26 protein-coding genes are annotated in these 24904 nt (G+C 65.3%); 13 read left to right on the top strand and 13 right to left on the bottom strand.

From position 1 onward, the window contains the following. Window positions 1-107: 107 nt before the first annotated feature. Together hemJ and hemE are read right to left on the bottom strand one after the other, a co-directional pair. Entirely contained in the window at window positions 108-644 is a 537-nt protein-coding gene (gene hemJ, locus FJ954_RS02990; protein WP_140660368.1) for a protoporphyrinogen oxidase HemJ, read from the bottom strand. After that, the gene (hemE, locus tag FJ954_RS02985) at window positions 644-1675 is read right to left on the bottom strand and encodes a uroporphyrinogen decarboxylase (RefSeq protein ID WP_140660367.1); all 1032 of its coding nucleotides are present in this window, start codon (window positions 1673-1675) and stop codon (window positions 644-646) included. The genes hemJ and hemE overlap by 1 nt, the downstream gene beginning before the upstream one ends. Window positions 1676-2079: 404 nt before the next feature. Between hemE and FJ954_RS02980 the strand changes: the two genes are divergently transcribed. The 5 genes from FJ954_RS02980 (at window position 2080) to dnaQ (ending at window position 6028) form a co-directional block, all read left to right on the top strand. Next, window positions 2080-2901 (top strand): pyruvate, water dikinase regulatory protein, encoded by an 822-nt coding sequence (locus FJ954_RS02980; RefSeq protein WP_140660366.1) that lies wholly within the window; start codon window positions 2080-2082, stop codon window positions 2899-2901. A 282-nt stretch (window positions 2902-3183) separates the two neighbouring features. Continuing rightward, window positions 3184-3783 (top strand): Maf-like protein, encoded by a 600-nt coding sequence (locus tag FJ954_RS02970; protein WP_140660365.1) that lies wholly within the window; start codon window positions 3184-3186, stop codon window positions 3781-3783. Further along, on the top strand, window positions 3776-4633 hold the full coding sequence (locus FJ954_RS02965) for a shikimate dehydrogenase (RefSeq protein ID WP_140660364.1): 858 nt from the start codon (window positions 3776-3778) through the stop codon (window positions 4631-4633). The genes FJ954_RS02970 and FJ954_RS02965 overlap by 8 nt, the downstream gene beginning before the upstream one ends. After that, window positions 4630-5211: a dephospho-CoA kinase gene (gene coaE / locus FJ954_RS02960; protein WP_140660363.1), complete on the top strand. Its 582-nt coding sequence runs from the start codon at window positions 4630-4632 to the stop codon at window positions 5209-5211. The genes FJ954_RS02965 and coaE overlap by 4 nt, the downstream gene beginning before the upstream one ends. Before the next feature lie 88 nt (window positions 5212-5299). Further along, entirely contained in the window at window positions 5300-6028 is a 729-nt protein-coding gene (gene dnaQ, locus FJ954_RS02955; protein ID WP_140660362.1) for a DNA polymerase III subunit epsilon, read from the top strand. Between the two features lie 19 nt (window positions 6029-6047). Here dnaQ and FJ954_RS02950 read toward each other — a convergent pair whose 3' ends face one another. The 9 genes from FJ954_RS02950 to rph all read right to left on the bottom strand — a co-directional run bounded on the left by FJ954_RS02950 (window position 6048) and on the right by rph (window position 14174). Then, window positions 6048-6998, bottom strand: a complete 951-nt coding sequence (locus tag FJ954_RS02950) for an alpha/beta hydrolase (protein WP_140660361.1) — start codon at window positions 6996-6998, stop codon at window positions 6048-6050. An 18-nt stretch (window positions 6999-7016) separates the two neighbouring features. Then, the gene (locus FJ954_RS02945) at window positions 7017-7697 is read right to left on the bottom strand and encodes an isochorismatase family protein (RefSeq protein WP_140660360.1); all 681 of its coding nucleotides are present in this window, start codon (window positions 7695-7697) and stop codon (window positions 7017-7019) included. Window positions 7698-8052: 355 nt separating this feature from the next. Next, a complete protein-coding gene (locus FJ954_RS02940; protein ID WP_140660359.1) occupies window positions 8053-9357 on the bottom strand; it encodes a Xaa-Pro peptidase family protein in 1305 nt (434 codons plus the stop codon). Between the two features lie 258 nt (window positions 9358-9615). Next, entirely contained in the window at window positions 9616-10587 is a 972-nt protein-coding gene (locus FJ954_RS02935) for a GlxA family transcriptional regulator (RefSeq protein WP_140660358.1), read from the bottom strand. Between the two features lie 97 nt (window positions 10588-10684). After that, complete coding sequence (locus FJ954_RS02930; RefSeq protein ID WP_015314798.1) at window positions 10685-11008, bottom strand: low molecular weight protein tyrosine phosphatase family protein; 324 nt, start codon at window positions 11006-11008, stop codon at window positions 10685-10687. Between the two features lie 3 nt (window positions 11009-11011). Beyond that, complete coding sequence (gene hemW, locus FJ954_RS02925) at window positions 11012-12190, bottom strand: radical SAM family heme chaperone HemW (protein WP_140618144.1); 1179 nt, start codon at window positions 12188-12190, stop codon at window positions 11012-11014. After that, on the bottom strand, window positions 12187-12864 hold the full coding sequence (gene rdgB / locus FJ954_RS02920) for an RdgB/HAM1 family non-canonical purine NTP pyrophosphatase (RefSeq protein ID WP_015314796.1): 678 nt from the start codon (window positions 12862-12864) through the stop codon (window positions 12187-12189). Before rdgB ends, hemW begins: the two co-directional genes overlap by 4 nt. Next, window positions 12864-13274 carry a VOC family protein gene (locus FJ954_RS02915; protein ID WP_140660357.1) on the bottom strand — a complete coding sequence of 137 codons (411 nt, stop codon included), beginning with the start codon at window positions 13272-13274 and terminating at the stop codon, window positions 12864-12866. Before FJ954_RS02915 ends, rdgB begins: the two co-directional genes overlap by 1 nt. A 183-nt stretch (window positions 13275-13457) precedes the next feature. Beyond that, window positions 13458-14174, bottom strand: coding sequence for a ribonuclease PH (rph, locus tag FJ954_RS02905; protein ID WP_140660355.1), 717 nt, complete (start codon window positions 14172-14174; stop codon window positions 13458-13460). 155 nt (window positions 14175-14329) lie between these two features. On the opposite strand from rph, the gene hrcA reads away from it, so the two are divergent. The 6 genes from hrcA to FJ954_RS02875 all read left to right on the top strand — a co-directional run bounded on the left by hrcA (window position 14330) and on the right by FJ954_RS02875 (window position 19838). After that, a complete protein-coding gene (hrcA, locus tag FJ954_RS02900) occupies window positions 14330-15412 on the top strand; it encodes a heat-inducible transcriptional repressor HrcA (RefSeq protein ID WP_015314793.1) in 1083 nt (360 codons plus the stop codon). A 102-nt stretch (window positions 15413-15514) separates the two neighbouring features. After that, window positions 15515-15712: a hypothetical protein gene (locus FJ954_RS02895; protein ID WP_015314792.1), complete on the top strand. Its 198-nt coding sequence runs from the start codon at window positions 15515-15517 to the stop codon at window positions 15710-15712. Between the two features lie 84 nt (window positions 15713-15796). Continuing rightward, a complete protein-coding gene (locus FJ954_RS02890) occupies window positions 15797-17161 on the top strand; it encodes a sorbosone dehydrogenase family protein (protein WP_181177735.1) in 1365 nt (454 codons plus the stop codon). A 116-nt stretch (window positions 17162-17277) separates the two neighbouring features. Then, complete coding sequence (locus FJ954_RS02885) at window positions 17278-17895, top strand: LysE family translocator (RefSeq protein ID WP_140618139.1); 618 nt, start codon at window positions 17278-17280, stop codon at window positions 17893-17895. 177 nt (window positions 17896-18072) lie between these two features. Continuing rightward, the gene (cysK, locus tag FJ954_RS02880) at window positions 18073-19053 is read left to right on the top strand and encodes a cysteine synthase A (RefSeq protein ID WP_140618137.1); all 981 of its coding nucleotides are present in this window, start codon (window positions 18073-18075) and stop codon (window positions 19051-19053) included. Between the two features lie 158 nt (window positions 19054-19211). Beyond that, window positions 19212-19838 (top strand): glutathione S-transferase family protein, encoded by a 627-nt coding sequence (locus tag FJ954_RS02875; RefSeq protein ID WP_140660353.1) that lies wholly within the window; start codon window positions 19212-19214, stop codon window positions 19836-19838. Window positions 19839-19874: 36 nt separating this feature from the next. Here the strand turns inward: FJ954_RS02875 and FJ954_RS02870 are convergent, their stop codons facing one another. Next, the gene (locus tag FJ954_RS02870) at window positions 19875-21119 is read right to left on the bottom strand and encodes an RNA polymerase sigma factor (protein ID WP_140660506.1); all 1245 of its coding nucleotides are present in this window, start codon (window positions 21117-21119) and stop codon (window positions 19875-19877) included. A gap of 7 nt (window positions 21120-21126) precedes the next feature. Then, window positions 21127-21495 carry a YciI family protein gene (locus FJ954_RS02865; RefSeq protein WP_015314786.1) on the bottom strand — a complete coding sequence of 123 codons (369 nt, stop codon included), beginning with the start codon at window positions 21493-21495 and terminating at the stop codon, window positions 21127-21129. A 256-nt stretch (window positions 21496-21751) separates the two neighbouring features. Here FJ954_RS02865 and FJ954_RS02860 point away from each other — a divergent pair, with 256 nt between their 5' ends. Next, the gene (locus tag FJ954_RS02860) at window positions 21752-22711 is read left to right on the top strand and encodes a TAXI family TRAP transporter solute-binding subunit (protein ID WP_140660352.1); all 960 of its coding nucleotides are present in this window, start codon (window positions 21752-21754) and stop codon (window positions 22709-22711) included. Window positions 22712-22780: 69 nt separating this feature from the next. Continuing rightward, window positions 22781-24886, top strand: a complete 2106-nt coding sequence (locus FJ954_RS02855; RefSeq protein ID WP_140660351.1) for a TRAP transporter permease — start codon at window positions 22781-22783, stop codon at window positions 24884-24886. The last annotated feature ends 18 nt before the right edge of the window (window positions 24887-24904 follow it).

Here is a 24904-nt window from a genome sequence, read left to right as displayed (position 1 = left end):
CGCGGCCGAAAGCAATGACGGGCGGCGCATGACGGGAAGGAAGACCCGTCTTGTATCGTCGGTCGGCTGAAAGAGCAAGCCGCCTTTTGAGCGGGTCCGATGAAGCCTCAGAAGGGCTTCACGACGACCAGGATCACGATTGCGATCATCAGCAATGTGGGGATCTCATTGACGATCCGCCAGTGCCTTGCCGGCTTTTCGTTGCGGTCCTCGGCGAATTTGCGCACCGCGCCGGCCAGATAGCCGTGAATGCCCGACAAAATCAGCACCAGGCCGATCTTGGCATGCAACCAGCCGCCCTGGAACGCAAAGATCTTCCAGGCCAGCCACAGCCCGAATACCCAGGTGAGGATCATCGCCGGATTGATGATGCCGCGCAGCAGGCGCCGCTCCATCACCTTGAAAGTCTCCGACTGCACGGAGCCCTTCTGCGCATCGACGTGATAGACAAACAGCCGCGGCAGATAAAGCATCCCAGCCATCCAGGAGATGACGGCGAGGATATGGATCGCCTTTGCCCAGGGGTAGAAGCTTTCCGGCGCGAAGAAAAACAAAAGCGCGGTGAGAACGATCAGGACAGCGATGCCAACGACCATGCGCTTCATCGCCTGGCCGGTGCTGTTGGTGTTATTTCTGTCAGCCATCAGCGTGCCGCGCTCCGAACCTGGTTCACCATCGCCTCGACATGCGCCACCGGCGTCTCCGGCGTGATGCCGTGGCCGAGATTGAAGATCAGCGGCCCATTCCCCAGCGCCTGGAGGATCGCCTCGACGCCATCGGCCAACGCTTGCCCGCCGGCGACCAGCCGCAAGGGATCGAGATTGCCCTGGACGGCGCCTTGCCGCTGCAACGCCTTCGCGGCCTCCAGCGGCACCGTCCAGTCGATTCCCAGCCCCGTCACGCCGGTCTTCTCGCGGTAGCTCTGGTAGCGGGCGCCGGCGCCCTTGGGAAAACCGATGATCGGCACATCGGGATGGACCGCCCGAACCTGCCTGACGATCTCGGCCACCGGCTCGACGCAGAAGCGTTCGAACGAGGCATCGTCGAGCACCCCCGACCATGAATCGAAAATCTGCACGACATCCGCACCGGCCTCGATCTGCCGGATCAGATAGGACGCCGAATGGTCGGCGAGCACTTTCAGCAGCTGCCGAAACGCCGCCGGCTCGCGGTAGGCGAACAGCCTCGCCGGCGCCTGGTCCGGGGTGCCGTGGCCGGCGATCATATAGGTCGCCACCGTCCACGGCGCGCCGCAAAAGCCGATCAGCGTCGTCTCGTCGGGCAATTTCGCCCGCAGCCGGCGAAGCGTCTCGTAGACCGGTTCGAGATTCACGTGAAACACATCGCTTCCCAGCGCCGGAATCTCGGCCGCCGAAATCGGCGTCAGGAGCGGCCCACGCCCTTCCTCGAAGCGCACGTCGCGGCCAAGCGCATGGGGAACGACAAGGATGTCCGAAAACACGATCGAAGCGTCGAAGCCAAAGCGCTCGATCGGCTGCAGCGTCACTTCCACGGCAAGCTCGGGATCGTAGCAGAGATCAAGGAACGAGCCGGCCCGTCTTCGCGTCTCACGGTATTCCGGCAGATAGCGCCCGGCCTGTCGCATCATCCATAGCGGAGGAGGAAACACCGCCTCGCCTTTCAGCACATCCAGAATGATCCGTCTTGCAGGCATCGAGCGCTCGCTTCTCCCGGCTTCCTCTTAATCAAATATCTTATTTTAAAAGAGTCTTCTGATTCTAAGAGTCTGTTGGTTGTGGTGGTTGTCACCTGTCCCGCTTTGGCCGCCAAAACGCCAGCAAGCATATTGTCGCGCACTCCCGATCGCGGCTGGCAGGGTTCTGGGGACAATCAGGAATCCGCCACTGGAGTCAATGCGCTAGGTCTGATGCCCTGGAGACCTGCCCTGTGGACGAGCAAAAGGCAAAATGCTTCGTCCACGGACTTGTCCCCAGCCGCCAAGAGAAGCTGACAGCGCATCGAATTGTGGACAAACCGGCATCTGATACAGTCGCCTCCGGCCGGCCCGTCGGCCCGTCCGATCTTATCCACATCCGCCCACAGCCCCAGGTGATCCCTGTGAACAAACCCCAGAGCTTCTTCCACCTGCATCTGATTTCCGATGCCACGGGCGAAACCCTGCTCGCCGCCGGCCGCGCGGCTTCAGCGCAATACAAGGATGCACGCGCCATCGAGCACATCTACCCGCTCATCCGCACCGAAAAGCAGATAGCCAAGGTGTTCGAGGACATAGAGGAGGAGCCGGGCATCATCCTCTATACGGTGGTCGACCAGAAGCTGGCACGCGGCATCGACGAACGCTGCGCGGCCATGGGCCTGCCCTGCGTGTCCGTGCTGGAGCCGGTGCTGACGGTCTTCCAGTCCTATCTCGGGACGCCGGCCGGCCGCCGCGTCGGCGCCCAGCATGTGCTCGACGCCGAATATTTCCGGCGCATCGATGCGCTCAACTTCACCATGGACCATGATGACGGACAGCTGCCGGCAAACATGGATGACGCTGATGTCGTGCTGATCGGCATATCGCGCACCTCGAAGACGCCGACCAGCATCTATCTCGCCAACCGCGGCATCAAGACCGCCAACATCCCAATCGTGCTCGGCGTGCCGGTGCCAGAAAGCCTGGTCAGCGCCAAGGCGCCGCTGGTCGTGGGGCTGATCGCCACCGCCGAGCGCATCTCGCATGTGCGCCAGAACCGCATCCTCGGCAATTCGAGCACCTATGTGCCGACCGAGTATGTCGACCGCGCCGCCATCAACGAGGAACTCGCCTATGCCCGCCAGATCTGCACCCGCCACGGCTGGCCGATGATCGACGTCAGCCGCCGTTCGATCGAGGAAACGGCGGCGGCGATCGTTGCCCTGCGGGGGAAGACGCGATAGATCAGCCAAGAGGTTTTCCGAGGCTTGCCGCGGAAGGTTAGCGCCGCCCCTCACCTGCCTGCCGGCATCCTCTCCCCGTATAGAGACGGGGAGAGGGGCCCTGTCATCGATGGCTTCGCCAATCACCAGCGTGGCCGAAAAGAGGGCCCGCGTTGAAGCTGCCCTTTCTCCCCGTCTTTATACGGGGGGAAATGTCCGGCAGGACAATGAGGGGCGGCGCTAACTTTACAAAGTAAAGCAGCTCACACTCCAACCGCGCCTGTGTCTGCACCCGAGTGCAAAATGACAGAAAAAATCATCCTCGCTTCAGGCAGCCCGTTCCGCAAGGCGATGCTGGTCGATGCCGGCGTCGACATCGAGGCGGTTCCCGCGACGCTGGACGAGCGGGCGCTCGAGGCGCCGTTGCAGGACAGCGGCGCCTCGCCCGAGGACGTCGCCCTGGTGCTCGCCGAAGCCAAGGCCACCGAAGTCAGCGAGCGCCGGCCCGGGGCACTGGTGCTTGGCTGCGACCAGACGCTGTCCTTGGGTGACGAGGTCTTCCACAAGCCGGCCGACATGGAGGGCGCGCGCCGCCATCTCCTGGCGTTGTCGGGCAAGACCCATCAGCTCAACAGCGCCGCCGTTCTGGTGCGCGACGGCAAGGTGCTGTGGCGCCATGTCGGCATCGCCTCGATGACCATGCGCAAGCTCGACCCCGCCTTCATCGGCCGGCATCTGGCCCGGGTCGGCGTCAAGGCATTGTCGAGTGTCGGCGCCTACCAGGTCGAGGGCGAAGGCATCCAGCTGTTCGAAAAAATCGAAGGCGACCATTTTACCATTGTCGGCCTGCCGCTGCTGCCGTTGCTGGCGGAACTGCGCGCACTGGGAGCCATCGATGGCTGAAACCCCGAAAAAGGCCTTCGTCACCGGCCACCCCATAAAACATTCGCGCTCGCCGAAGATCCACGGTCACTGGCTGGCCAAGCATGGCATTGACGGCACTTATCAGGCGATCGATGTCGCGCCCGAAAACTTCGCCGAATTCCTGGCGACGCTGCAGGCAAACGGTTATCGTGGCGGCAACGTCACCATCCCGCACAAGGAGGCGGCTTTTGCCGGGGTCGCGCGCCGCGACCATGCGGCCGACGAGATCGGCGCCGTCAACACGCTCTGGTTCGAGGACGGCACTTTGTGGGGCGGCAACACCGACGGCCATGGCTTTGCCGCCAATCTCGACGACCACGCTCCGGGCTGGGCGGCCAACGGCCCGGCCGTGGTGCTGGGTGCCGGGGGCGCCGCCCGTGCCGTGATCCATGCGCTGAAGGCGCGCGGCCTCCGTGATATCCGCATCGTCAATCGCACGCTCGCCCGGGCAATCGAATTGCGCGACCGCTTTGGCGCCGGGGTGTCCGCGCATCCCCTGGCGGCGACCGGCGAATTGCTGCGCGACGCCGGCCTGCTGGTCAACACCACGGCGCTGGGCATGCAGGGCAACGGGGATCTGGCCGCCGACCCCAGGGATCTGCCCGCCCACGCCGTGGTCAACGACATCGTCTATGTGCCGCTCGAGACCCCCCTGCTCGCCGCCGCGCGGGCACGGGGGCTGAAGACGGTCGACGGGCTCGGCATGCTGCTCAACCAGGCGGTGCCCGGCTTCGAACGCTGGTTCGGCGTCAGGCCGAAGGTGACGGCTGAACTGCGCGCGCTCATCGTTGCCGATCTGGTGCCCAAATCCCGGGTGCCGAAATCATGATCGTGCTCGGCCTCACCGGCTCGATCGGCATGGGCAAGTCGACCACGGCCAGGATGTTCGCCGAGGCAGGCGTTCCGGTGCATGATTCCGACGAGACGGTGCACCGCCTCTATGCCGGCAAGGCCGCCCCGCTGGTCGAGGCCGCCTTTCCCGGCACCACGGTTCACGGAAGCGTCGACCGCGCAAAACTCGGCGCTCGCGTGCTCGGCGATGCCGCGGCGCTGAAAAAACTCGAAGCCATCATCCACCCGCTGGTTCGTGCCGATTCCGATGCCTTCCTGGCCAGGCATCGTGCAGCGGGCGAATCGCTCGTGGTCCTCGACATCCCGCTGCTGTTCGAAACCGGCGGCCGTGGCCGCGTCGACAAGGTCGTCGTGGTGACGGCGCCGGCCGAAGTCCAGCGCCAGCGCGTGCTGGCGCGGCCTGGCATGAGCGAAGAAAAACTGGCGTCGATTCTGGCCAGGCAGGTGCCGGATGCCGAAAAGCGCCGGCTGGCCGATTTCGTCATCGACACCGGCGAGGGGCTGGACGCCGCGCGTGCGGCGGTTGCTTCGATCATTGCCGAAATCAAGGGATAAGTCGGGCTGCTGACGGCAGGCCGTCAGCATTGCCCATTGCCATTTTGTTCCGGTCTGGCGATTCTGCTCCCAGGAGCGACCTGATTCGATGCGTGAGATCATTTTCGATACGGAAACCACCGGCCTCGATTCGCGTGACGACCGCGTGATCGAGCTTGGCGGCGTCGAGCTGGTCAATCGCTTTCCGACCGGCAGGACCTTCCATCATTATATCAACCCGCAAGGCCGCGCGATCCATGCCGAGGCGCAGTCCGTGCACGGCATCAGCGCGGCCGATCTCGCGGGCAAGCCGAGCTTCGCCGAAATTGCCGAGGAATGGCTGAAATTCACGGAAGGCGCCAAGCTGGTCGCCCACAACGCCACCTTCGATATCGGCTTCCTCAATGTCGAATTCGGGCGGCTTGGCCACCCGCCTGTCGATAACGGGCTTGTCGTCGACACGCTGGCCCTGGCGCGCCGCAAGCACCCGATGGGACCCAATTCGCTCGACGCGCTGTGCCGGCGCTACGGCATCGACAATACCAAGCGCACCAAGCACGGCGCCCTGCTCGATTCCGAATTGCTGGCAGAAGTCTATATCGAGCTGATCGGCGGCAAGCAGGCCGCATTGATCCTCGACAGCGCCACCGCGCCGGCCCAGGGCGGCAACAATGTCAGGCATATCGAGATCATCGTTGCCGAGCGCCCGGCGCCGCTGCTGCCCCGCCTGACCGAAGCGGAGCGCGCGGCGCACGCTGCCATGGTCGCGACGCTCGGCGAAAAGGCGCTGTGGCTGAAAACCTCCCCCCAGGAAGCAGCCCAGGCGCTGTCCTCATAAAGCCGTCCGAGGAGTGGTCTCAGTAGGGCCATTCCCCCTGGCCCAGCGCGGCAACGGCCGCAATGATGCGTGCAAAAGCCTCCGCCGCGGCCGGCACGGTCGTGCGGGCGCGCAGGAAACTGTGCACGAGGCGGGGCTCCTCATGCCACCAGGCCTTGCCGCCGGCCTCCAGGATATGGTCGCGATAGACTTCGCCGTCCGACGACAGCGGATCGCATTCGGCCGTGATGATCACCGTTGGCGGCAGGTCGGAAAAGTCGCGGTCGCGCAGCGGCGCGAAGGTCGGATCGCCGGGCGATTGCTTCCGGGCTGAGCGGACGTCGCGGTAGAAGGCGGCGTCGCTTGTCGACAGCAGCGGCGCATCGGCGTGTTCCACGTAGGAGCCGATCGCCTCGTCGCCGCCGAGATCGGGATAGATCAGCACCTGGCCGATCGCGGCGCGCGGATGGCGACGCGTGGCCTGTGCCACCGCCGCCGCCAGATTGCCGCCCGCACTTTCACCGCAGAGCACGAGCGGCGGCTCGCTGGTCGCCGCCGCCCATTCGAAAGCCACCAGCGCATCGTCGAAGGCGGCGGGGTGGAGATGCTCGGGCGCCAGCCGGTAATCGACCGACACAACGTCGAAGCCGGTGCCGGCACAGATTTCGGCGCAGATGTCGTCATGGCTTTCGAGCCCGCCGAGGATGAAACCGCCGCCGTGGAAATAGAGCACTGTCGCACGCGGTGTGGAGCCGGCGAGCCGGTAACGGCGAACCGGGACATCATGGTTCGAAGCGCCGACCAGGCTGTCGGTGGCCTTGACCCCGGGCGGTCGGCCCTGGTGGAAGGCCCGGCACATCCTGGCATAGACCGCGCGCTGCTTGTCGATCGGCAGGCCGGCAATCTCCGGCGGGTACCAGGCGTTGACGCTGTCGATATAGGCCCAGAGCGCCGGGTCGAGCCATGGTCCGTATTTGCCGCGGCTGGTCATTTCAATCCGAGGGGTACGTCAAAGCTCGGCATAGAGACGGGCGGCGTTTTCAAAAGTGAAGCGCAGGGGTACCGAGCCTTCGACCTGCCAGACGGTGACCGGCTCGCCGGCCAGCAGCCGGCAGGCGCCGTCGGTGTCGGTAACCGCGCCGCCATAGAGCCGGTTGGCAAGGTTGAGGATGCCGGTCTGGTGCATGGCCGCGCTGCCGCTGCCGCAGGCATCCTTGACCAAAAGCACGCGAAAGCCCCTTGCCACGGCATCCCTGACCGACGCGTCGATGCAGGCCTCGGTCCACACGCCAGCCATGACGAGCCATTCGATGCCGGAAGCCTTGAGCCGATCGCCGGCCGGACCGGAGCGGAAGGCGCTGGCCTCGGCCTTGATTAGCAGCGCCTCGCCATTCGCCGGCGCCACTTCGTGGCAGATCTCGGTCAGCGGGTCGCTCTTGTCGGAAAAGGCCGACTTGCCGTCTTCGCCGACCGGATGGAAGGGCCGGTCCTGGCTGTCGAGATCGACGATATAGGCCCAGTGATAAAGCGGCACATGGTTTTGACGCGCCGCCGCCTGCAGGCGCTGGACGTTGGCGAGGATCTTTTCATAGCCCTCGACGAGGTAGCGCTTGTCCCGCCGGTGCTCTTCCTGCAGGTCGATGAACACAGCGGCCACCGTGCCGCGCCTGATGGAAATGGGGGCTTTCATGCGGAGGGTTTTCCGGCTGACGCTGTTTCTCTCGGCCTTTTGGCGCAGGCTTGGACGATTGTCCGAAAAGGCCCCGCGACTTCGTCATTCCAGGGCGCAGCAGCCGCGAAGCGGCGTCGCGAAGACCCTGGAATCCATGCCGTGATGTTTGTCGAAGGATGCAGCGGAGCGGAATTCTGCTCCGTGGTGACACGTTGGGGTCGCGGCATGGATCCCTTGGGCTGCGGAGCAGCTCCAGGGGTCTGCGCCGCGTCGCTTCGCTCCTTGCTCCGCCCTAGGATGACGAAGCGAGAGGCGTGGCGGCTAATCTCTAAGGCTGGCAGTACCGCGTGTAGGCCAGCGGCGGAGACCACCATCAAACCTCTTTCTCCAAAAACTCATCCTCATACGGAAAGCGCGACAGAAGCTCGGTGCCGGTCTCGGTGATCAGGATTTCGTCCTCCAGCTTGACGCCCTCGCGGCCGCCCTTCTCGCCAATATAGCTTTCCACGCTCACCACCATGCCTGGCACGATATGGCCGTCGCGGCCATAGGTCTCGTAATCCATGGCATGCGCGATAAATGGTGTCTCGCCATGCATGCCGACGCCATGCATGACCGAGGTGTAGCGCTGGTCGACGAAGCGGTCCGGAATTTTCCACGCCTTCTCGGCGATCTCGCGGAACGCCATGCCGGGCTTCACGATCGAAATATTGTGCTGAACCTGATCATGCGCCATGCGGTAGAGCGATTTCTGATAAGGCGTCGGTCTGCCCGGCCCGCAGCGGAATGTGCGGGAAAAATCCGAATAATAACCGTAACAGCCGATCGTGTCGGTATCGAGCGCCAGCAATTCGCCGGGCCTGATCTTGCGGCCGCTGGCTTCATTGAACCACGGATTGGTGCGCTGGCCCGAGGTCAGCAGCCGGGTCTCGATGAATTCGCCGCCCTGGCGGATGACCTCGCCATACATGATGGCGAACAGATCGTTTTCGGAAACGCCGGGCTTGATCGCCTCGCGCACCGCATAGACGGCCGCCTCGGCGCCGGCCATCGACACCTGCAGGCATTTCACCTCTTCCGGCGTCTTCACCGCGCGCACGGCGAGGATTTCGCCCTGGCAATCGCGAACCTCGCAGCCGCGCTTTTCAAGCGCCAGGGCCTGCAGATGACTGCAGCGGTCGAGCCCGAGCTTCATCGAGCCGCCGCCGTGCTTTCTCAAGAGTTCGGCGATCTCGTCGGCGAAGGGGCCGGCGGTTTCGTCGTCGCGGCCCGACACGGAAGACCAGACGAGCTTCGAAGGACGCGCCTCGTCGATCGTGTCGAGCACCATCGAGACATGGTAGCTCTGCGGATATTCGAACAGCACGATCGGCCCGTCGGCCGGAATGAAGAAATAGCGGGTCGAGTTGCGCAGGAAATAGCCGAACATGTTGCGCGAACCGGTGGCGTAGCGCTGGTTGTAGGGGTCGAACAAAACGACGCCGCCATAGCCGGCCTCGCGCATCCAGCCGCGCAGTTTGTTGAGCCGGCCTTTGCGCAGGGCGTCGGCATCGATGAAGGACGGCTCGGTGTCGGACAGCCACATGCCGCCGGCCGGATCGGCCGCCGCCGGGTGGCGCATGCGATCCTTGAAGTCGACGTCCTCGGTGCTGTCGGGGTCGAATACGACGATGCTCATGGGGTCTGGCCTTGGGTGGGTTGCTGATTCGACCATGGCGCAGGAGGAGCGGGATGATTGTGCGGAAAACCGCGTGGGTTGTGCGGGATACCGCTCTGGAATGCGTGGCGCTGCCCCTCACCCAGCCTCCGCTTCACTCGGCTGACCTCTCCCCGAGGGGGAGAGGAGACTACCGGCGCCGGCGCCAACCTCTTCTCCCACCGGGGAGAAGGTGGCCGCGGAGCGGCCGGATGAGGGGGCCCTCGTAGAACGCGGCCCCTAATGCCTTCTCGCCAGCTTCGGCGCATGGCCATGCTCCTCGCGAAAGGCGCGGGCAAAGCTCGACATCGAGGCAAAGCCGCAGGCCAGCGCCACGTCGCGCACGGCAAGCGTCGAATGCGCCAGCAGGTCGGCGGCGCGTTTCAGCCTGAGCCGTCGATAATAGCCGTTGGGCGAGATGGCGAGTTCGGAGCGGAACGAGCGTTCGAGCTTGTCGGAGGAAACGCCGAGCTTCGCCGTCAGCTCGGCCATGCCGAGCCGCTCCTCCACCGCGTCTTCCATGATGGCGATGGCCGACAGCACCAGCTCGTTCTGCACGCCGGTGCGCAGGCGCAGCGGCATCAGCTTGCGGTCGACGCTCGAGCGCAATTGGCTGTGCACGAACCACTCCGCGACGCCCGCGGCAAGCTCGGCGCCGTAGTCGCGGGTGATGATCTCCAGCATCATGTCGAGGCTGCCGACGCCGCCGGCCGAGGTAAAACGCTTGCGGTCGATGACGTAGAGATCGCGGCGCAGCTCGATGTTGGGGAACGCCTCGGTGAAGGCGGCCTGGCTGGTCCAGTGCAAGGTGCAGGCATGGCCGTCGAGCAGGCCCGCGCGGGCGAGGAAGAACGCCGCGTCCGCGACCGCGCCGATATGAGCGCCGGCGCGCAGGCTGCGGCGGATCCAGCTCGCGGCGTCCTCGGCGACGAGATGGTCGGCGTCGCCGCCCGAGCAGACCACGATGCGGTCGACCTTGGGCGCTGCCTCGGCGTAAAAGCCTGGCTGGATGACGACGCCGTTCGAGGCCTCGACCGTCCCTTGGGTCGCCCCGACGATGATCCAGCGGTAGCATTCCCGCTTCGCCAGTATGTTGGCGGCGCGCAGTGGCTCGATGACGGAACTGAACGCCATCATCGGAAAGCCGGGGAACACCAGCACCGCGAAGGTGAGCGGGGCGTCCGTGGGTTTGGGTGGTTCGCGTGTGGCCATGACGTCCGGAGCCGGGAGGATCGGGGGCTACAATTCGGGCAGATGGGCTTCGGGGTCAACGGTGTTCGGCCAAAGGCGAAGGGGCGAACGCAAGCGCTCAGTCCAGATACCGGGACACGCGCGCCTTCAGAAGCGCGATCAGCTCCGGGTCCATGAATTCATAATCGTCGGGGATATCGAGGCAGATCACCTTGGCCGCCTTCAGGCTGGCCTTGAATTGCTTCCGCAGTTTCGTCCGGTGGGTTTTCTCCATGACAAAGATGATGTCCGCCCAGCCGACGAGCTCGTGCGTCAGCGGCGTGTCGGCGTCATGATTGGTGCCAGCCGAGGCGACTTCGATGTCGCGCCGCGTGGAAAACACCTGTTCGGCGGTCGGGCTGCGCAAGCGGTTCTGGCTGCAGACGAAGAGGACGTTTTTCAAGGTTTAGCGCGCCAAGTCCGCCACCACGGCGTCGAGCACGATCATGCCGGCCGGCGTGGCGCGCAGGCGGGCGTTGCCGATCGGCGCCACCAGGCCCTCGCCCTGCAGCACCGACAGGCGAGCGCTCGACAGCTCGCGCCCGGAAAAGGCCTCGTAGCGCGAGAGGTCGATGCCTTCGGCGAGCCTCAGCCCCATCAAAAGAAATTCGTCCGCCTCTTCGGAGCGCGTCAGCAGCTCGCCGCCGGTGATGCCATGGCCCTTGGCCTCGACCAGATTGGCCCAGGTCTCCGGCATCCGTTCGGCGATGGTCACCACACGGTGGCCGTTCTCCACGAAGCGGCCATGCGCGCCGGGGCCGACGCCGACATATTCGCCGTAGCGCCAATAGGTCAGATTGTGCCGGCTCTCGGCCCCCGGCCTGGCGTGGTTGGAGATCTCGTAGGCCGGCAGGCCGTGCGCCGACGTGATTTCCTGCGTCAGTGCATAGAGATCGGCGGCGTGGTCGTTGTCGGGAACGACGAATTTCTTCGCCGCGTGCAGCGCATGGAAGGGCGTGCCTTCCTCGATGGTCAGCTGGTAGAGCGACAGGTGGTCGGCGGCATGGCCGATCGCCTGTTCGAGTTCCGCCTGCCAATCCTCCGGCGTCTGCCCAGGCCGCGCATAGATCAGGTCGAAGGACAGGCGCGGAAAGATTTCGCGCGCGAGCCCGATGGCGTGCAAGGCTTCGCTTACATTGTGCAGCCGGCCGAGAAAGCGCAAATCCTTGTCGTTCAGCGCCTGCACGCCGAGCGAGACGCGGTTGACACCGGCGGCGCGGTAACCGCGAAACCGCTCCGCCTCGACCGAGGACGGGTTGGCCTCGAGCGTCACCTCGATGCCGTCAGGCACTGTCCAATTCCTGGCCACGGCGTCCAGAACCCTGGCCACGGTTTCCGGCTTCATCAGCGACGGCGTGCCGCCGCCGAGGAAGATGCTGGTCACTTCGCGTGGCCCGGTGCGCTGGCGCATCGTTGCCAACTCGGCCTCGAAGGCGGCGGCGAAGCGCTCCTGGTCGACCGGCTGGTGGCGGACATGGCTGTTGAAGTCGCAATAGGGGCACTTGGCCGCGCAGAACGGCCAATGGACATAGACGCCGAAGCCGGGACCGCGGTCGAGCGCCATGGTGGTGCCGGGTCCGATCATGCCGAGCCAGGCCTCACCGAACCAAGCCGGGCTTGGGCGAATTTCTGGAAGGCGCGGGCGCGGTGCGACAGCGCCGTCGCCTGGCCGGGTTTCCAGCCGTGCTTTTCCTCCGCGCTCATCTCGCCGAAGGTCTTGTCGAAGCCATTGGGCAAAAACACCGGATCGTAGCCGAAGCCGAGCTCGCCGCGCGGCGGCCAGACCAGCGTGCCCTCGGCCTCGCCGCGATAATATTCGGCCTCGCCGTCGGGAAAGGCGAGGCAGATGACGGCGACAAAGCGGCCCGTGCGCCGTTCGGGCGTGGCCGCGCCGACTTCCTGCATCGCCACTTCGGTGCGCTGCATGGCCATGGCGAAATCGCGCGAACCGTCCGGAGTCTCGGCCCAGTTCGCGGTATAGACGCCGGGCGCGCCGTCGAGCGCGTCGACGCAGAGGCCGGAATCGTCCGACAGTGCCGGCAGGCCGGTCGCCTTTGCGGCGGCAAAGGCCTTGATGTAGGCGTTTTCCTCGAAGGTGGTGCCGGTTTCGTCCGGTTCGGGCAGGCCATACGCCTTGGCTGATTTCGCCTCGAAGCCGAACGGTCCCATCAGCTCGGCGAATTCGCGCAGCTTGCCTTCATTGTGGCTGGCGACGACGATCTTCTTGCCATCGAGCGTATGGAGGTTTGGCGAATGCATCAAAGGCCCCAGATTCTCGGCTCGGCGAACTCGATCGAATTGCCCGAAGGGTCGCGTATATAGATCGAACGGCCGCCTTGCGGCCATTCGAATTCGCTTTCGACGGCGATTTTCTTCGCCAAGAGATGGGCTTTCCAGCCGTCGATTTCAGCGGCGTTTGCGGCAAAGCACAGATGGCCTTCGCCGACCGTGCCGTGCGGCGGCACCTTCAGCCGCGCATCCGACGCCGGGGGAATTCTGGTCGCCTCGGCGTTGAAGACGAGCAGGACGCCCGGGCCACAGCGGAAGAACAGGTGGCGGCCTTCTACCTTGCCAAGCAGGGTGAGGCCGAGGATATCGGTGTAGAAGACCTCTGCTTCAGCGAGGTCGGTGACATAGAGGGCGGATTCAAGAATGGCAGAGGGAGTCACGAGGCACCCCCCTCTGGCCTGCCGGCCATCTCCCCCGCAAGGGGGGAGATCGGCAGCGTGAGCGCCAGCTCATGGTATTCTATGCTGATTATTGGCGAAGCTCTCGACAACATCCGATCTCCCCCCTTGCGGGGGAGATGCCCGGCAGGGCAGAGGGGGGTGCCCAGGCTCCGCATGAATAAACTAAGCCACCGCCATCTGCTGCAGGCTGACCAACCGGGAAATGCCCTTCTTGGCCAGGCCCATCAAGGCCGCGAACTGCTCTTCGGAGAAGGGCTCGCCCTCGGCGGTGCCCTGGATCTCGACGATGCCGCCCTTGCCGGTCATGACGAAATTGGCGTCGGTGCCGGCCGAGGAATCCTCGATATAGTCGAGATCGATGACCGGCTGGCCGTCATGGATGCCGCAGGAAATCGCCGCGACATGATCCTTCAGCACTTTCGAAACGCTGGCCATCTGCCGCGCTTCCATCCAGCGCAGGCAGTCATACAGCGCCACCCAGCCGCCGGTGATCGACGCGGTGCGGGTGCCGCCATCGGCCTGGATGACGTCGCAGTCGACGGTGATCTGCTGTTCGCCCAGCGTCTGCAGGTCGACCACGGCGCGTAGCGAACGGCCGATCAGCCGCTGGATTTCCAGCGTGCGGCCGCCCTGCTTGCCGGCGGAGGCCTCGCGGCGCATGCGCTCGCCGGTCGAGCGCGGCAGCATGCCATATTCGGCCGTCACCCAGCCCTTGCCGGAATTGCGCATCCAGCCAGGCACCTTTTCCTCAAGGCTGGCGGTGCACAGGACATGCGTGTCGCCGAACTTCACCAGGCACGAGCCTTCGGCATGCTTGGAGACGCCGCGCTCGAAGGATATGGCGCGCATTTCGTCGAATTGGCGTTTGGAGGGGCGCATTCGGCCTGCTTTCTTGTCATTTTTTTGAATCGTGGCCGGCTTTTAGACGCATGCAGGGCACGGCGCAAAGGAAAAGGGGCGGTGACCCGACACAGACACCGGGTTGCGCGCGGCCCACCGAAGTCTATATCCTGGAACCGGAGGTTTTTAGCCGAATGACCAAGGCAGTCGATCCCGCCTCGCAGTCGCTGGCTCTTCAGTCGCTCGACATGCGCTCGCGCGACATCTTCCGGCGCATCGTCGATTCCTATCTGCGGGACGGCGAACCCGTGGGCTCGCGCAGCCTGTCGCGCATCCTGCCGTCCTCGCTGTCGCCCGCCACCATCCGCAACGTGATGAGCGACCTCGAGCATCTCGGGCTGATCTACGCGCCGCACATCTCGGCCGGGCGCCTGCCGACCCAGGCTGGCCTGCGTTTCTTCGTCGATGCCTTCATGGAGCTTGGCGACCTCTCCGACGAGGAGCGCCGCACCATCGAGGCGCAGGTGCGGGCCTCCGGCTCCGGCGCGACGCTGGAGCATATGCTGACCGAGGCCAGCCAGATGCTGTCGGGCATGTCGCGCGGCGCCGGCCTGGTGCTGGCCGCCAAGAACGAGGTGGCGCTCAAGCATATCGAATTCATCCAGCTGGAGCCGACCAAGGCGCTTGCCGTGCTGGTATCGCAGAATGGCGATGTCGAAAACCGCGTCGTCGAGCTGCCCGCCGGCATCACCGTCTCGCAATTGCACGAGGCCTCGAATTTCCTCAACGCGCATATTCGTGGCCGCACGCTGGCCGAGGCGCGCACCGAGATCGCCCGCATCAAGGAAGAGACGAGAGCCGCCCTCGACACGCTGTCGCAGGACCTCGTCGAGAAGGGACTTGCGGTGTGGGCGGGTGCCGAAAGCGGCCTGCCGGCGCGGCTCATCGTGCGCGGCCGCGCCAATCTGCTGGAAAACGTCACCGCCCAGGCCGACATCGAACTCTTGCGCCACCTGTTCGAGGACATGGAAACGCAGGACGGGCTGATCCAGCTGCTCGACCTCGCCGAGCAGGGATCGGGCGTGCGCATCTTCATCGGCTCGGAAAACAAGCTGTTCTCGCTGTCGGGCTCGTCGCTGGTGGTGGCGCCCTATCGCGACAAGGACGCCCGCGTCGTCGGCGCGCTCGGCGTCATCGGCCCGACAAGGCTGAACTATGCCCGCATCGTGCCGATGGTGGATTATACGGCACAGCTGATTTCCCGCATGCTGAGGTAAGGAATCCCGGAATTATTGCTTTGGTTTCCATGCCGGAATTCGACCGCGAACGACTTTCCTGGCGGGACCGTAAATCCAGACAGGCTGCAAAGGAGAAAAAGAATGGCGCTGGAATCGTTCAAGGCCCAGATCAGTCTGCTGCTCGAGGAGATGGTCAACCAGCCGGAGGACCAGCACGAAATTCAGGAACAGCTGCGCGAAAAACTGCGCGAGATGCGCGCCATGGGCCTCCCATTGCCGGCCGATCTCGTTGAATTGGAAAAACGCCTGGACGACGATTTTTACGCTGCCGGGACCTGATCCGAGAAGTTTTGAGCATCGAGCGCAACGGAACCCACGAGCAAACCGATCGTTGGTTTCCTTCATGACCCGTTGGAGGAAGTGATGCGATTGGCCGGACTGGCGATGTCCGCACTGTTTGTCACGACCGCGGCGCTCGCCCAGCAAGCCGACCAGCCTGTGCTCAAAGGCCCGGCCGCCTTCGGCGACTGGCGGGCGGACAGGCCCGGCGTGCGCCGGCTGATTAAGCCGGAAGACCTGCCGAAACCCTATGTCACCAAATCCGCCTCCAACAGCGCCGGCGTGATCGACATGCCGGCGGACGCAAAGCCGCATTTGCCGCCGGGGTTTTCGGCCGAGTTGATCGCCTCGGGGATCGACAATCCGCGCGTCGTGCGCATCGCACCCAACGGCGACCTGTTCGTTGCCGACAGCAAGGCCAACCAGCTCCGCGTCTATCGCCTGGCGAAGGGCAGCGCGAAAGCCGCTGAGAAAAGCATCTTTGCCGGCGGTCTCAACCGGCCCTATGGCATTGCCTTCTATCCCCCGGGCAAGGACCCGCAATGGGTCTACGTCGCCAACAGCGACAGCATCGTGCGCTTTGCCTACGGCAATGGCGACCTGAAGGCCTCGGGCGAGCCGCAAACCATCGTCGCCGACATTCCTTCGACCCACCACTGGACCCGCGACATCGCCTTCTCGCCCGACGGCAAGACACTTTATCTTTCCGTCGGCTCCGGCTCGAATGTCGCCGAGGACATGGGCAAGAGGCCCAGGGGCGGGCTCGACGCCTGGGTCAAGGCTAAGCCGCTCGGCGCCAGTTGGGGTTCCGAGGCGGGCCGGGCCGAGGTCCGGGCCTTCGATCCCGACGGCAAGAACGGCCGCACAGTCGCCACCGGCTTGCGCAACTGTTCGGGCATGACCGTCCAGCCGGCGACCGGCGCGCTATGGTGTGTCGTCAACGAGCGCGACGGGCTCGGCGACAATGTGCCCGCCGAATACGCGACATCGGTCAGGGAAGGCGCCTTCTATGGCTGGCCCTGGTATTATATCGGCGACAATGAGGACCCGCGCCACAGGGGCGAGCGCCCCGACCTCGCCGGCAAGGCTGACAGTCCCGACGTGCTGATGCAGGCGCATTCGGCGCCGCTCAACATCGCCTTCTACGATGGCAAGGATTTGCCCGCCGACGCCGGATTTCCCCAGGCGTATCGAGGCGACGCGTTCGTTGCCCTGCACGGTTCGTGGAACCGCGGCAACAGGACCGGCTACAAGGTGGTCCGGCTTCTGTTCAAGGACGGCAAGCCAACCGGCGAATACGAGGATTTCATGACCGGCTTCGTCGTTTCGAACGGCGAGGTGTGGGGCCGCCCGGTCGGCGTTGCGGCGGCCGGCGACGGATCCTTGATCGTCTCCGAGGACGGCAACGGCACGATCTGGCGCGTGACTTATAGTGGCGACCGCTCCTGACCCTTGCTTGCGAACCGGGCCATTGCCGTCTGGTGCAAGCGAATCCCGCGCTCAGGGCGTTCTCCCCGAGGCCGCCTCGTGCGACAAGGGCGCGACTGCCCTTGGACGCCAGCGCCATGACCCTCACCGGATTCCTCGCCTATAGCGCCGCTCTTGGTATCGCCGCCGCCATTCCTGGCCCCGGCATCACCGCGCTGGTCGCGCGTGCGCTGGGCTCGGGCTTTCGCTCGTCGCTGGCCATGTCCTTCGGCCTCATGCTGGGCGATCTCACCTACCTGACCGCCGTGGTGCTGGGCCTCGCCTTCGTCGCGCAGGAATTCGGCATGGTTTTCCTGGCCATCAAATGGGCCGGCGTCGCCTACCTGGCTTTCCTCGGCTGGCGCTTCTGGACCGCCGGGATCACACCCGAAACCGTCGAAGCCAGGAAGGGAAAGGGCGGCTTGCTGTCGAGCTTCGTCGCCGGCCTCACCGTGACGCTCGGCAACCCCAAGACGATGATCTTCTACCTCGCCATCACGCCGACCATCGTCGACCTGAAGACGATCACGCTTGCCGATTACGGCATTCTCGTCGCGCTGACGGTCGTCGTCCTGTTCGTCGTGCTGGTGCCTTACCTGGCGCTGGCGGCCAAGGCGCGCTGGTTCCTGAAGTCGCCGCGCGCGCTGAAGGTGCTGAACCGCACCGCCGGCGCCTTCATGGTTGGCGCAGCGGCGGCGATCGCCGCTCGTCAGTAGGTCGTTTCGGCCAAACCATTCCCTGCCCCGGCTGTTTCGGGAAATGCTTTTCCGAGGGCCAGGCGTTTTCAGCACGCGCCCCACTCGGATATTTTCCAGCCGCAGCCTATCTTGCGCGGTTGAAAGCCCTATTCTGTCGGCTACTGCCAATTGCCTGAAATCCAGGGAGCGAAACCAATGAACAAGCCCGTCACTTCAGCCCGCGTACCCGGCCGCGGCCGTATCTACGATTCCATCACCGACACGATCGGCGACACACCCCTGGTACGGCTCGACAAGTTCGCCAAGGAGAAGGGCATCGTCGCCAATCTGGTCGCCAAGCTCGAATTCTTCAATCCGATCGCCTCGGTCAAGGACCGTATCGGCGTGGCGATGATCGAGGCGCTGGAAGCGGCCGGCAAGATTGCCCCCGGCAAGACCACGCTGATCGAACCGACATCCGGCAACACCGGCATCGCGCTCGCCTTCGCCGCCGCCGCCAAGGGCTACAAGCTGATCCTGACCATGCCGGAGACAATGTCGGTCGAGCGCCGCAAGATGCTGGCGCTGCTCGGCGCCGAGCTGGTGCTGACCGAAGGCCCGAAAGGCATGAAGGGCGCCATCGCCAAGGCCGACGAACTGGCCGCGACGATCCCCAACGCCATCATTCCGCAGCAGTTCGAAAACCCGGCCAATCCAGAGATCCATCGCAAGACGACGGCGGAGGAAATCTGGAACGACACCCAGGGCGGGATCGACATCTTCATCGCCGGCATCGGCACTGGCGGCACCATCACCGGCGTCGGCCAGGTTTTGAAGAAGCGCAAGCCCGCGCTGCATGTCGTCGCCGTCGAGCCGGATGCTTCGCCGGTGCTGTCGGGCGGCCAGCCCGGCCCGCACAAGATCCAGGGCATCGGCGCCGGCTTCGCGCCAAAAATCCTCGACACCACGGTCTATGACGAGATCGTCAAGGTCTCGAACGAGGACTCGGTCGCCAATGCGCGCCTCATCGCCCGCCTCGAAGGCGTGCCGGTCGGCATCTCCTCGGGCGCGGCCCTGCAGGCGGCCATCGTCGTCGGCTCGCGGCCCGAGAACAAGGGCAAGACCCTGGTCGTGGTCATCCCCGACTTCGCCGAGCGGTATCTGTCGACGATCCTGTTCGAGGGGCTGGGGGCTTAGGCTTCGATACCCAAGAACAGCAGCGCTAACGTGGCTTGTTTAGCGTCCTGAGCCTGGCCCGTTGAAAAACCTGCCGTGGAGTCCTTACCCGACTTGAGTAGCCCCTGCTTCCGGTGCAAATCTCGAGCGCGCCCTGGTTCGGGCCGGGGGAGGATTTCATGTACAAGCTCTACACGCGTCCGGGCAGCGGCGGCTTTGTCGTCGAGGCGGCGCTGGCGCTGATCGATGCGCCTTTCCAGCAGATCGACGTGCCGAAGAGCGAGGCGCCCGATCCGGCCTTCCTCGCCATCAGCCCGTTGAACCAGGTGCCGGTGCTGACCTTGCCGGACGGACGCTCGGTCACCGAATCGGCGGCGATCTGCATCCTGCTCGCCGAGCGCCACCCGCAAGCCGGCCTGGCACCGACCGCCGATGAACCGGCGCGCGCGGAGTTCCTGCGCTGGATGGCGTTCATGTCCTCGGTGCTCTACCCGGCGATGCTGCGACTCTACTACGCCCATCGCTACACGACGGATGCCGAGGGCACGAAGGCGGTGAAACAGGCGGCGGTCGCCGAGATGGACCGCGGGTTTGCCGTCGTCGATGCAGCCTTGCGCAACCGCGACTGGCTCGCCGGCGATCAGATGTCGCTGGCCGACATCTATCTCGTCATGCTGGTGGCCTGGCATCCCGACATCGACATGGCGCGGGCGGCCTGGCCCGGTATCGAACGCCTGTGGGCGCGGTTGCGCGAGCATCCGCTCATGAAGACGCTCAACACGTCGCACGAGATGTGGCCGGCCTGAACGAGGTGGTCCGAAAGGCCGCCCGCGCCCGGGAGCTCATTGGATGAGAGCGGCGCGTCTTGCCTGCAGGAAGCGGCGCACCGCCGGATCGCGCTCGAGGCCGATCGCCCGATCATAGGCTTCGAGCGCCTGCGGTGCCTGGCCGAGCCTGGCCAGCAGGCCGGCCCGCGCGGCCCAGTAGGGCTGGTAGTCATTGAGCCGCTTGTCGTCTCCCAGCACGTAAAGAGCCGCCAACCCTGCCACGGCGCCCTCGGTCTCTGCGATCGCCACCGCGCGGTTGATCGCCACGACCGGTGATCCCGCGATCGAAAACAGCGCTTCGTAGAGCGCGCGGATCGCCGCCCAGTCGGTGCGGCCGCTCAGTCGTCGCGCCACATGCGCCGACTGGACCGCCGCCTCGAGCTGATAGCGGCCGATCGTGCCCATGGCGGCGGCACGGCGGAGCAGCGCTTCGGCCTCGTCGACCAGGGCGTGATCCCACAGTGCATGGTCCTGCTCGGCGAGCGGCACATACTCTCCGGCCGTGTCGCGACGCGCGGCGCGGCGCGCTTCGGCGAACAGCATCAGCGACAGCAGGCCCAGCGCTTCCGGCTCTTGCGGCAGCAGCGAGGCCACCAGCCGGCCGAGCCAGATGCCTTCGGTGGCGAGGTTCCGGCGCCGCGTCTCGGTACCGGCCGGGTCGGACCAGCCCTCGGCGAAAGCGGCGTAGATTGCCTCCAGCACCGCGTCCAGCCTTTCGCCGAGTTCGGCTCGCTCCGGTACGCGGAACGGAATGCCGGTCTCGCGGATGCGGCTCTTGGCGCGCACCAGGCGCTGCCCCATCGTTGACGGCGAGAGCAGGAAGGCGGATGCGATCGTCGCGGCATCGAAGCCGAGGATGGTCTGCAGGATCAGCGGCGCCCGCACGCCGGGTTCGATCGCCGGATGGGCGCAGGCGAACATCAGCCGCAGTCGTTCGTCGGGCAGGTCCTCATCGGTCATGCGCGCCTCCGCCTCCTCGGCAATCAGCTTGAGATGGTCGCGGCCGGCTTCGCTGGTCAGCCGCCGCCGCACCGCATCGACACGCCGCCGCCTTGCCACCGCGAGCAACCAGGCTTCCGGCTTTTCGGGCACGCCAGTTCGCGGCCAGCGTTCAAGCGCCGCCGCAAAGGCGTCGGCCAGAGCATCCTCCGCGGCAGCCACGTCGCGCGTGCGCGCCGCCAGCCAGGCGACCAGCTTGCCGTAGCTCTGCCGGGCGGCCGTCTCGGCGGCCACCCGGGCGATTTCGGGGCGTGTGTCCATCACGCCGTCATTTCCTGGGCAGATAGTCGGCCATTTCCCAGATCGGCCGCACCTCGACAGTCCCGGTGCTGGCCGCCGGACAGCGCGCCGCCCAGGCGATCGCGGCGTCCGCGTCCTCGGCCTCGATCATGTAGAAGCCGGCAAGCTGCTCCTTGGTGTCGGCATAGGGGCCGTCGAGCACGCTGGTCTTGCCGTCAGTCATCCGGACCAGGGTGGTCGCCTGGCTCGGGCGCAGCCTGTCGCCGGCCAGCCAGGTGCCGGACTTCTTCAGCGCTTCCGTGTAGGCGTCATAGGCGGCGCTCATCTGATAGGTCGCCTCGGTCGGCACGTTCGCCATCGCGGCTTCGTCGGCGTAGATCATAAGCATGTATCGCATGGGTCTTCTCCCGTGGTTTCGAAGGCCGCTTCGTTGCGGGCCGGACGTACGTCGCGCGACCTTGGCCGATTTCGACAGGCGCTGGAAAAACTTTCGGCTCCGGCCGCGCCTTGTGCAAGCGGGCATATGTTTGGCGACACTCTCAACCATTCGTCTAACGAGCGGAATTGCGGGTTGGCATTTCCCCTCCGCTGTCTAAACTCGCCCGGTTCGCGTCAGGGAGGCGATGCGGCCAATATTTCAGGGAGGAAACCGGATGTTGAATTTCAGAAAGACGTTTATTGCTGCCGGCGCGATGGCGCTTTCCCTTGGCCTTGGTGCGGTGTCCGCCACCGCGCAGGAATTCATCAATGTGCTGACCGGCGGCACTTCGGGCGTCTATTATCCGCTCGGCGTGGCACTGTCGGAAATCTACGGCAAGGGCATCGAGGGCGCCCGCACCCAGGTGCAGGCGACCAAGGCCTCGGTCGAGAACCTCAACCTCCTGCAGCAGGGCAAGGGCGAGATCGCGTTCGCGCTCGGCGATTCCGTCAAGATGGCCGCCGAGGGCAATGCCGAGGCCGGCTTCCCCGGCAAGCTGGACAAGCTGCGCGGCATCGCCGCCATCTATCCCAATTACATCCAGATCGTCGCCAGCCAGGAATCCGGCATCAAGACGCTCGCCGACCTCAAGGGCAAGAGCTTGTCGGTCGGCGCGCCGGCATCGGGCACCGAGCTCAACGCGCGGGCCATCTTCGCCGCCGCCGGGCTGAAATACGAGGACCTCGGCCGCGTCGAATATCTGCCCTTCGCCGAATCGGTCGAGCTGATCAAGAACCGCCAGCTCGACGCCACGCTGCAATCGGCCGGGCTGGGCGTCGCCTCGATCCGCGATCTCGCCACCTCCTTGCCGATCAATGTCGTTGCGGTGCCGGCCGAAGACGTCGCCAAGATCGGCTCGCCCTATCTGTCGGTGGTCATTCCCAAGGGCACCTATGAGGGCCAGGCAGAGGATGTCGCGACAGCCGCCGTCGGCAATTTCCTCATCACCCGGGCCGATGTCTCGGATGAGACCGCCTACCAGATGACCAAGCAGATGTTCGAGCATCTCGACCAGCTTGCCGCTGCGCACGCCGCCGCCAAGGCGATCGACCCGGCCAAGGCCCTCGACGGCATGCCGGTGCCGCTGCATCCGGGCGCGGAGCGGTATTACAAGGAGAAGGGGCTGCTGAAGTAGGCGAGGACTATCTGAGATGTCTTCGCGACGCGCCTCGCACTATCATTCGCTCATTTTGGAGTGCGTCGGATGAGCGAAGCAGTCGACGGCAAATCCTCCACCTTCCATCTCCCCGTCGCCGAAGAGCAGGTAGAAGGACTGCCGCCGGGTTTCGGCGACGGCATCGCCGGCAAGGCGGCCTTCGCCATCGCGGTCGCCTTTTCCGCCTTCCAGATCTACATCGCCGCCTATGGCAGCCTGCCGAGCCAGGTGGTGCGGGCCATGCATGTCGGCTTCCTGCTGCTGCTCGGCTTCGGCCTGATCGCCAATCTGCGCGCCACCAGCCTGCCGGCCAAGGCCGCGTTCTGGACGCTGGGAGTGCTCGGCTTCGGCACCGGCCTGTACAATTGGGTGTTCTATACCGACCTCATCCGGCGCTCCGGCTTCCTCACCACGCCGGACCTGATCGTCGGCGCGGTGCTGGTGGTGCTGGTCTTCGAGGCGGCGCGCCGGCTGATGGGGCTGCCGCTGGCGGCCATCGCCTTCATCTTTCTCGCCTATTGCTTCGTCGGCAATCATCTGCCGCCGCCCTTCATCCATCGCGGCTATGACTTCGCCCAGCTGGTCGACACCTTCGCCTACGGCACCGAAGGCATTTACGGCACGCCGATCTATGTCTCGGCCGCCTATATCTTCATCTTCGTCGTCTTTGCCGCCTTCCTTGAACGCGCCGGGATGATCGCGCTGTTCAACGATTTCGCGCTCGGCCTGGTCGGCACCTGGCGCGGCGGCCCGGCGCAGGTCTGCGTGCTGTCCTCGGCGCTGATGGGCACCATTTCCGGTTCCGGCGTCGCCAATGTGGTGGCCAGCGGCCAGTTCACGATTCCCTTGATGAAGCGCTTCGGCTTCCGCTCGGCCTTTGCCGGCGCCGTCGAGGCGACCTCCTCGATGGGCGGCCAGATCATGCCGCCGGTGATGGGCGCGGTCGCCTTCATCATGGCCGAGACGCTGAACATCCCCTATGCCGACGTGGTCAAGGCGGCCATCATCCCGGCGCTGCTCTATTTCGGCGCCTGTTTCTGGCAGGTGCATCTGGAGGCAGGCAAGGCCGGCCTGAGCGGCATGGCCAAGGCGGACCTGCCCAACCCCTGGGACGCCGTGCGACAGCACTGGCCGCTGGTGCTGCCGCTGGCGGCGCTGATCTATCTGCTGTTCGCCGGCTACACGCCGGTCTTCGCCGGTACGATGGGCCTGGCGCTGACCATCGTGCTGATCCTCGGCACGCCGCTGGCGGCGCTGATCGGGCCGCTCGCCTTCCGCGTCGTCTTCTGGCTGGCGCTGGGGCTTGCCGCCTCCTCCTTCATGAAATTCGGCGTCAACATCCTCAGCCTTGTCATCGCCGCACTCGTCATTGCCTGCCTTGCTTTCAAGGGTGGCCGCGAGACGCTGCGGATCTGCATCGACTCGCTTGCCGAAGGCGCCAAGAACGCGCTGCCCGTCGGCATTGCCTGCGCCATCGTCGGCATCGTCATCGGCACGCTGACGCTGACCGGCATCGCCTCGACCTTCATCGGCTGGATCATCTCGATCGGCGAGAACAATCTGTTCCTGTCGCTGGTGCTGACCATGCTGACCTGCCTGGTGCTCGGCATGGGCATCCCGACCATCCCCAACTACATCATCACCTCGTCGCTGGCCGGGCCGGCGCTGCTGTCGCTCGGCGTGCCGCTGGTGGTCAGCCACATGTTCGTCTTCTATTTCGGCATCATGGCCGACCTGACGCCGCCGGTGGCGCTGGCCGCCTTTGCCGCCGCACCCATGGCCAAGGAGAGTGGCCTCAAGATCGGTATCCAGGCGACAAAACTAGCCATTGCCGGCTTCGTCGTTCCGTTCATGGCGGTCTACACGCCGGCGCTGATGCTGCAGGACGCCGGACCGATCGCCGCCCAGTTCGGTTATCCCGTCGAGGTCGCCTACATCGTTCTCAAGGCCTGCATGGGCATCGTGCTGTGGGGCGCCGCCGCCGTCGGCTTCGTTGCCACGCGCATGGCCTGGTGGGAACGGCTGGTCGCCTTCGCCGCCGGCGTGCTGCTGGTGGCGGCGGTGCCGCTGACCGATGAGACCGGCTGGGCGCTGTCGCTGGCCTGGATCGGCTGGCATGTCTGGCGTGCCCGGCAGGCGCCGGCCAGGGCATGATCCCGAAGCGAAGGTCGG

The sequence above is a fragment of the Mesorhizobium sp. B2-3-15 genome (assembly GCF_006442875.1).
GTDB classification, from domain to species: Bacteria; Pseudomonadota; Alphaproteobacteria; order Rhizobiales; family Rhizobiaceae; genus Mesorhizobium; species Mesorhizobium australicum.
The sequence above is the reverse complement of the archived record's forward strand: the minus strand, read 5'-3'. Positions and strand labels throughout refer to the sequence as shown.

Coding starts and splice junctions, on each gene's coding strand:
- rph (WP_140660355.1), bottom strand. CDS start 14,174: ATGCGCCCCTCCAAACGCCAATTCGACGAAATGCGCGCCATATCCTTC.
- FJ954_RS02890 (WP_181177735.1), top strand. CDS start 15,797: ATGCGATTGGCCGGACTGGCGATGTCCGCACTGTTTGTCACGACCGCG.
- FJ954_RS02965 (WP_140660364.1), top strand. CDS start 3,776: ATGGCTGAAACCCCGAAAAAGGCCTTCGTCACCGGCCACCCCATAAAA.
- hemJ (WP_140660368.1), bottom strand. CDS start 644: ATGGCTGACAGAAATAACACCAACAGCACCGGCCAGGCGATGAAGCGC.
- hemW (WP_140618144.1), bottom strand. CDS start 12,190: ATGATCGGACCCGGCACCACCATGGCGCTCGACCGCGGTCCCGGCTTC.
- hrcA (WP_015314793.1), top strand. CDS start 14,330: ATGACCAAGGCAGTCGATCCCGCCTCGCAGTCGCTGGCTCTTCAGTCG.
- FJ954_RS02940 (WP_140660359.1), bottom strand. CDS start 9,357: ATGAGCATCGTCGTATTCGACCCCGACAGCACCGAGGACGTCGACTTC.
- FJ954_RS02970 (WP_140660365.1), top strand. CDS start 3,184: ATGACAGAAAAAATCATCCTCGCTTCAGGCAGCCCGTTCCGCAAGGCG.
- dnaQ (WP_140660362.1), top strand. CDS start 5,300: ATGCGTGAGATCATTTTCGATACGGAAACCACCGGCCTCGATTCGCGT.
- hemE (WP_140660367.1), bottom strand. CDS start 1,675: ATGCCTGCAAGACGGATCATTCTGGATGTGCTGAAAGGCGAGGCGGTG.
- FJ954_RS02855 (WP_140660351.1), top strand. CDS start 22,781: ATGAGCGAAGCAGTCGACGGCAAATCCTCCACCTTCCATCTCCCCGTC.
- coaE (WP_140660363.1), top strand. CDS start 4,630: ATGATCGTGCTCGGCCTCACCGGCTCGATCGGCATGGGCAAGTCGACC.
- FJ954_RS02865 (WP_015314786.1), bottom strand. CDS start 21,495: ATGCGATACATGCTTATGATCTACGCCGACGAAGCCGCGATGGCGAAC.
- FJ954_RS02875 (WP_140660353.1), top strand. CDS start 19,212: ATGTACAAGCTCTACACGCGTCCGGGCAGCGGCGGCTTTGTCGTCGAG.
- FJ954_RS02935 (WP_140660358.1), bottom strand. CDS start 10,587: ATGGCCACACGCGAACCACCCAAACCCACGGACGCCCCGCTCACCTTC.
- FJ954_RS02885 (WP_140618139.1), top strand. CDS start 17,278: ATGACCCTCACCGGATTCCTCGCCTATAGCGCCGCTCTTGGTATCGCC.
- FJ954_RS02945 (WP_140660360.1), bottom strand. CDS start 7,697: ATGAAAGCCCCCATTTCCATCAGGCGCGGCACGGTGGCCGCTGTGTTC.
- FJ954_RS02870 (WP_140660506.1), bottom strand. CDS start 21,119: ATGGACACACGCCCCGAAATCGCCCGGGTGGCCGCCGAGACGGCCGCC.
- cysK (WP_140618137.1), top strand. CDS start 18,073: ATGAACAAGCCCGTCACTTCAGCCCGCGTACCCGGCCGCGGCCGTATC.
- FJ954_RS02950 (WP_140660361.1), bottom strand. CDS start 6,998: ATGACCAGCCGCGGCAAATACGGACCATGGCTCGACCCGGCGCTCTGG.
- FJ954_RS02860 (WP_140660352.1), top strand. CDS start 21,752: ATGTTGAATTTCAGAAAGACGTTTATTGCTGCCGGCGCGATGGCGCTT.
- FJ954_RS02895 (WP_015314792.1), top strand. CDS start 15,515: ATGGCGCTGGAATCGTTCAAGGCCCAGATCAGTCTGCTGCTCGAGGAG.
- rdgB (WP_015314796.1), bottom strand. CDS start 12,864: ATGCATTCGCCAAACCTCCATACGCTCGATGGCAAGAAGATCGTCGTC.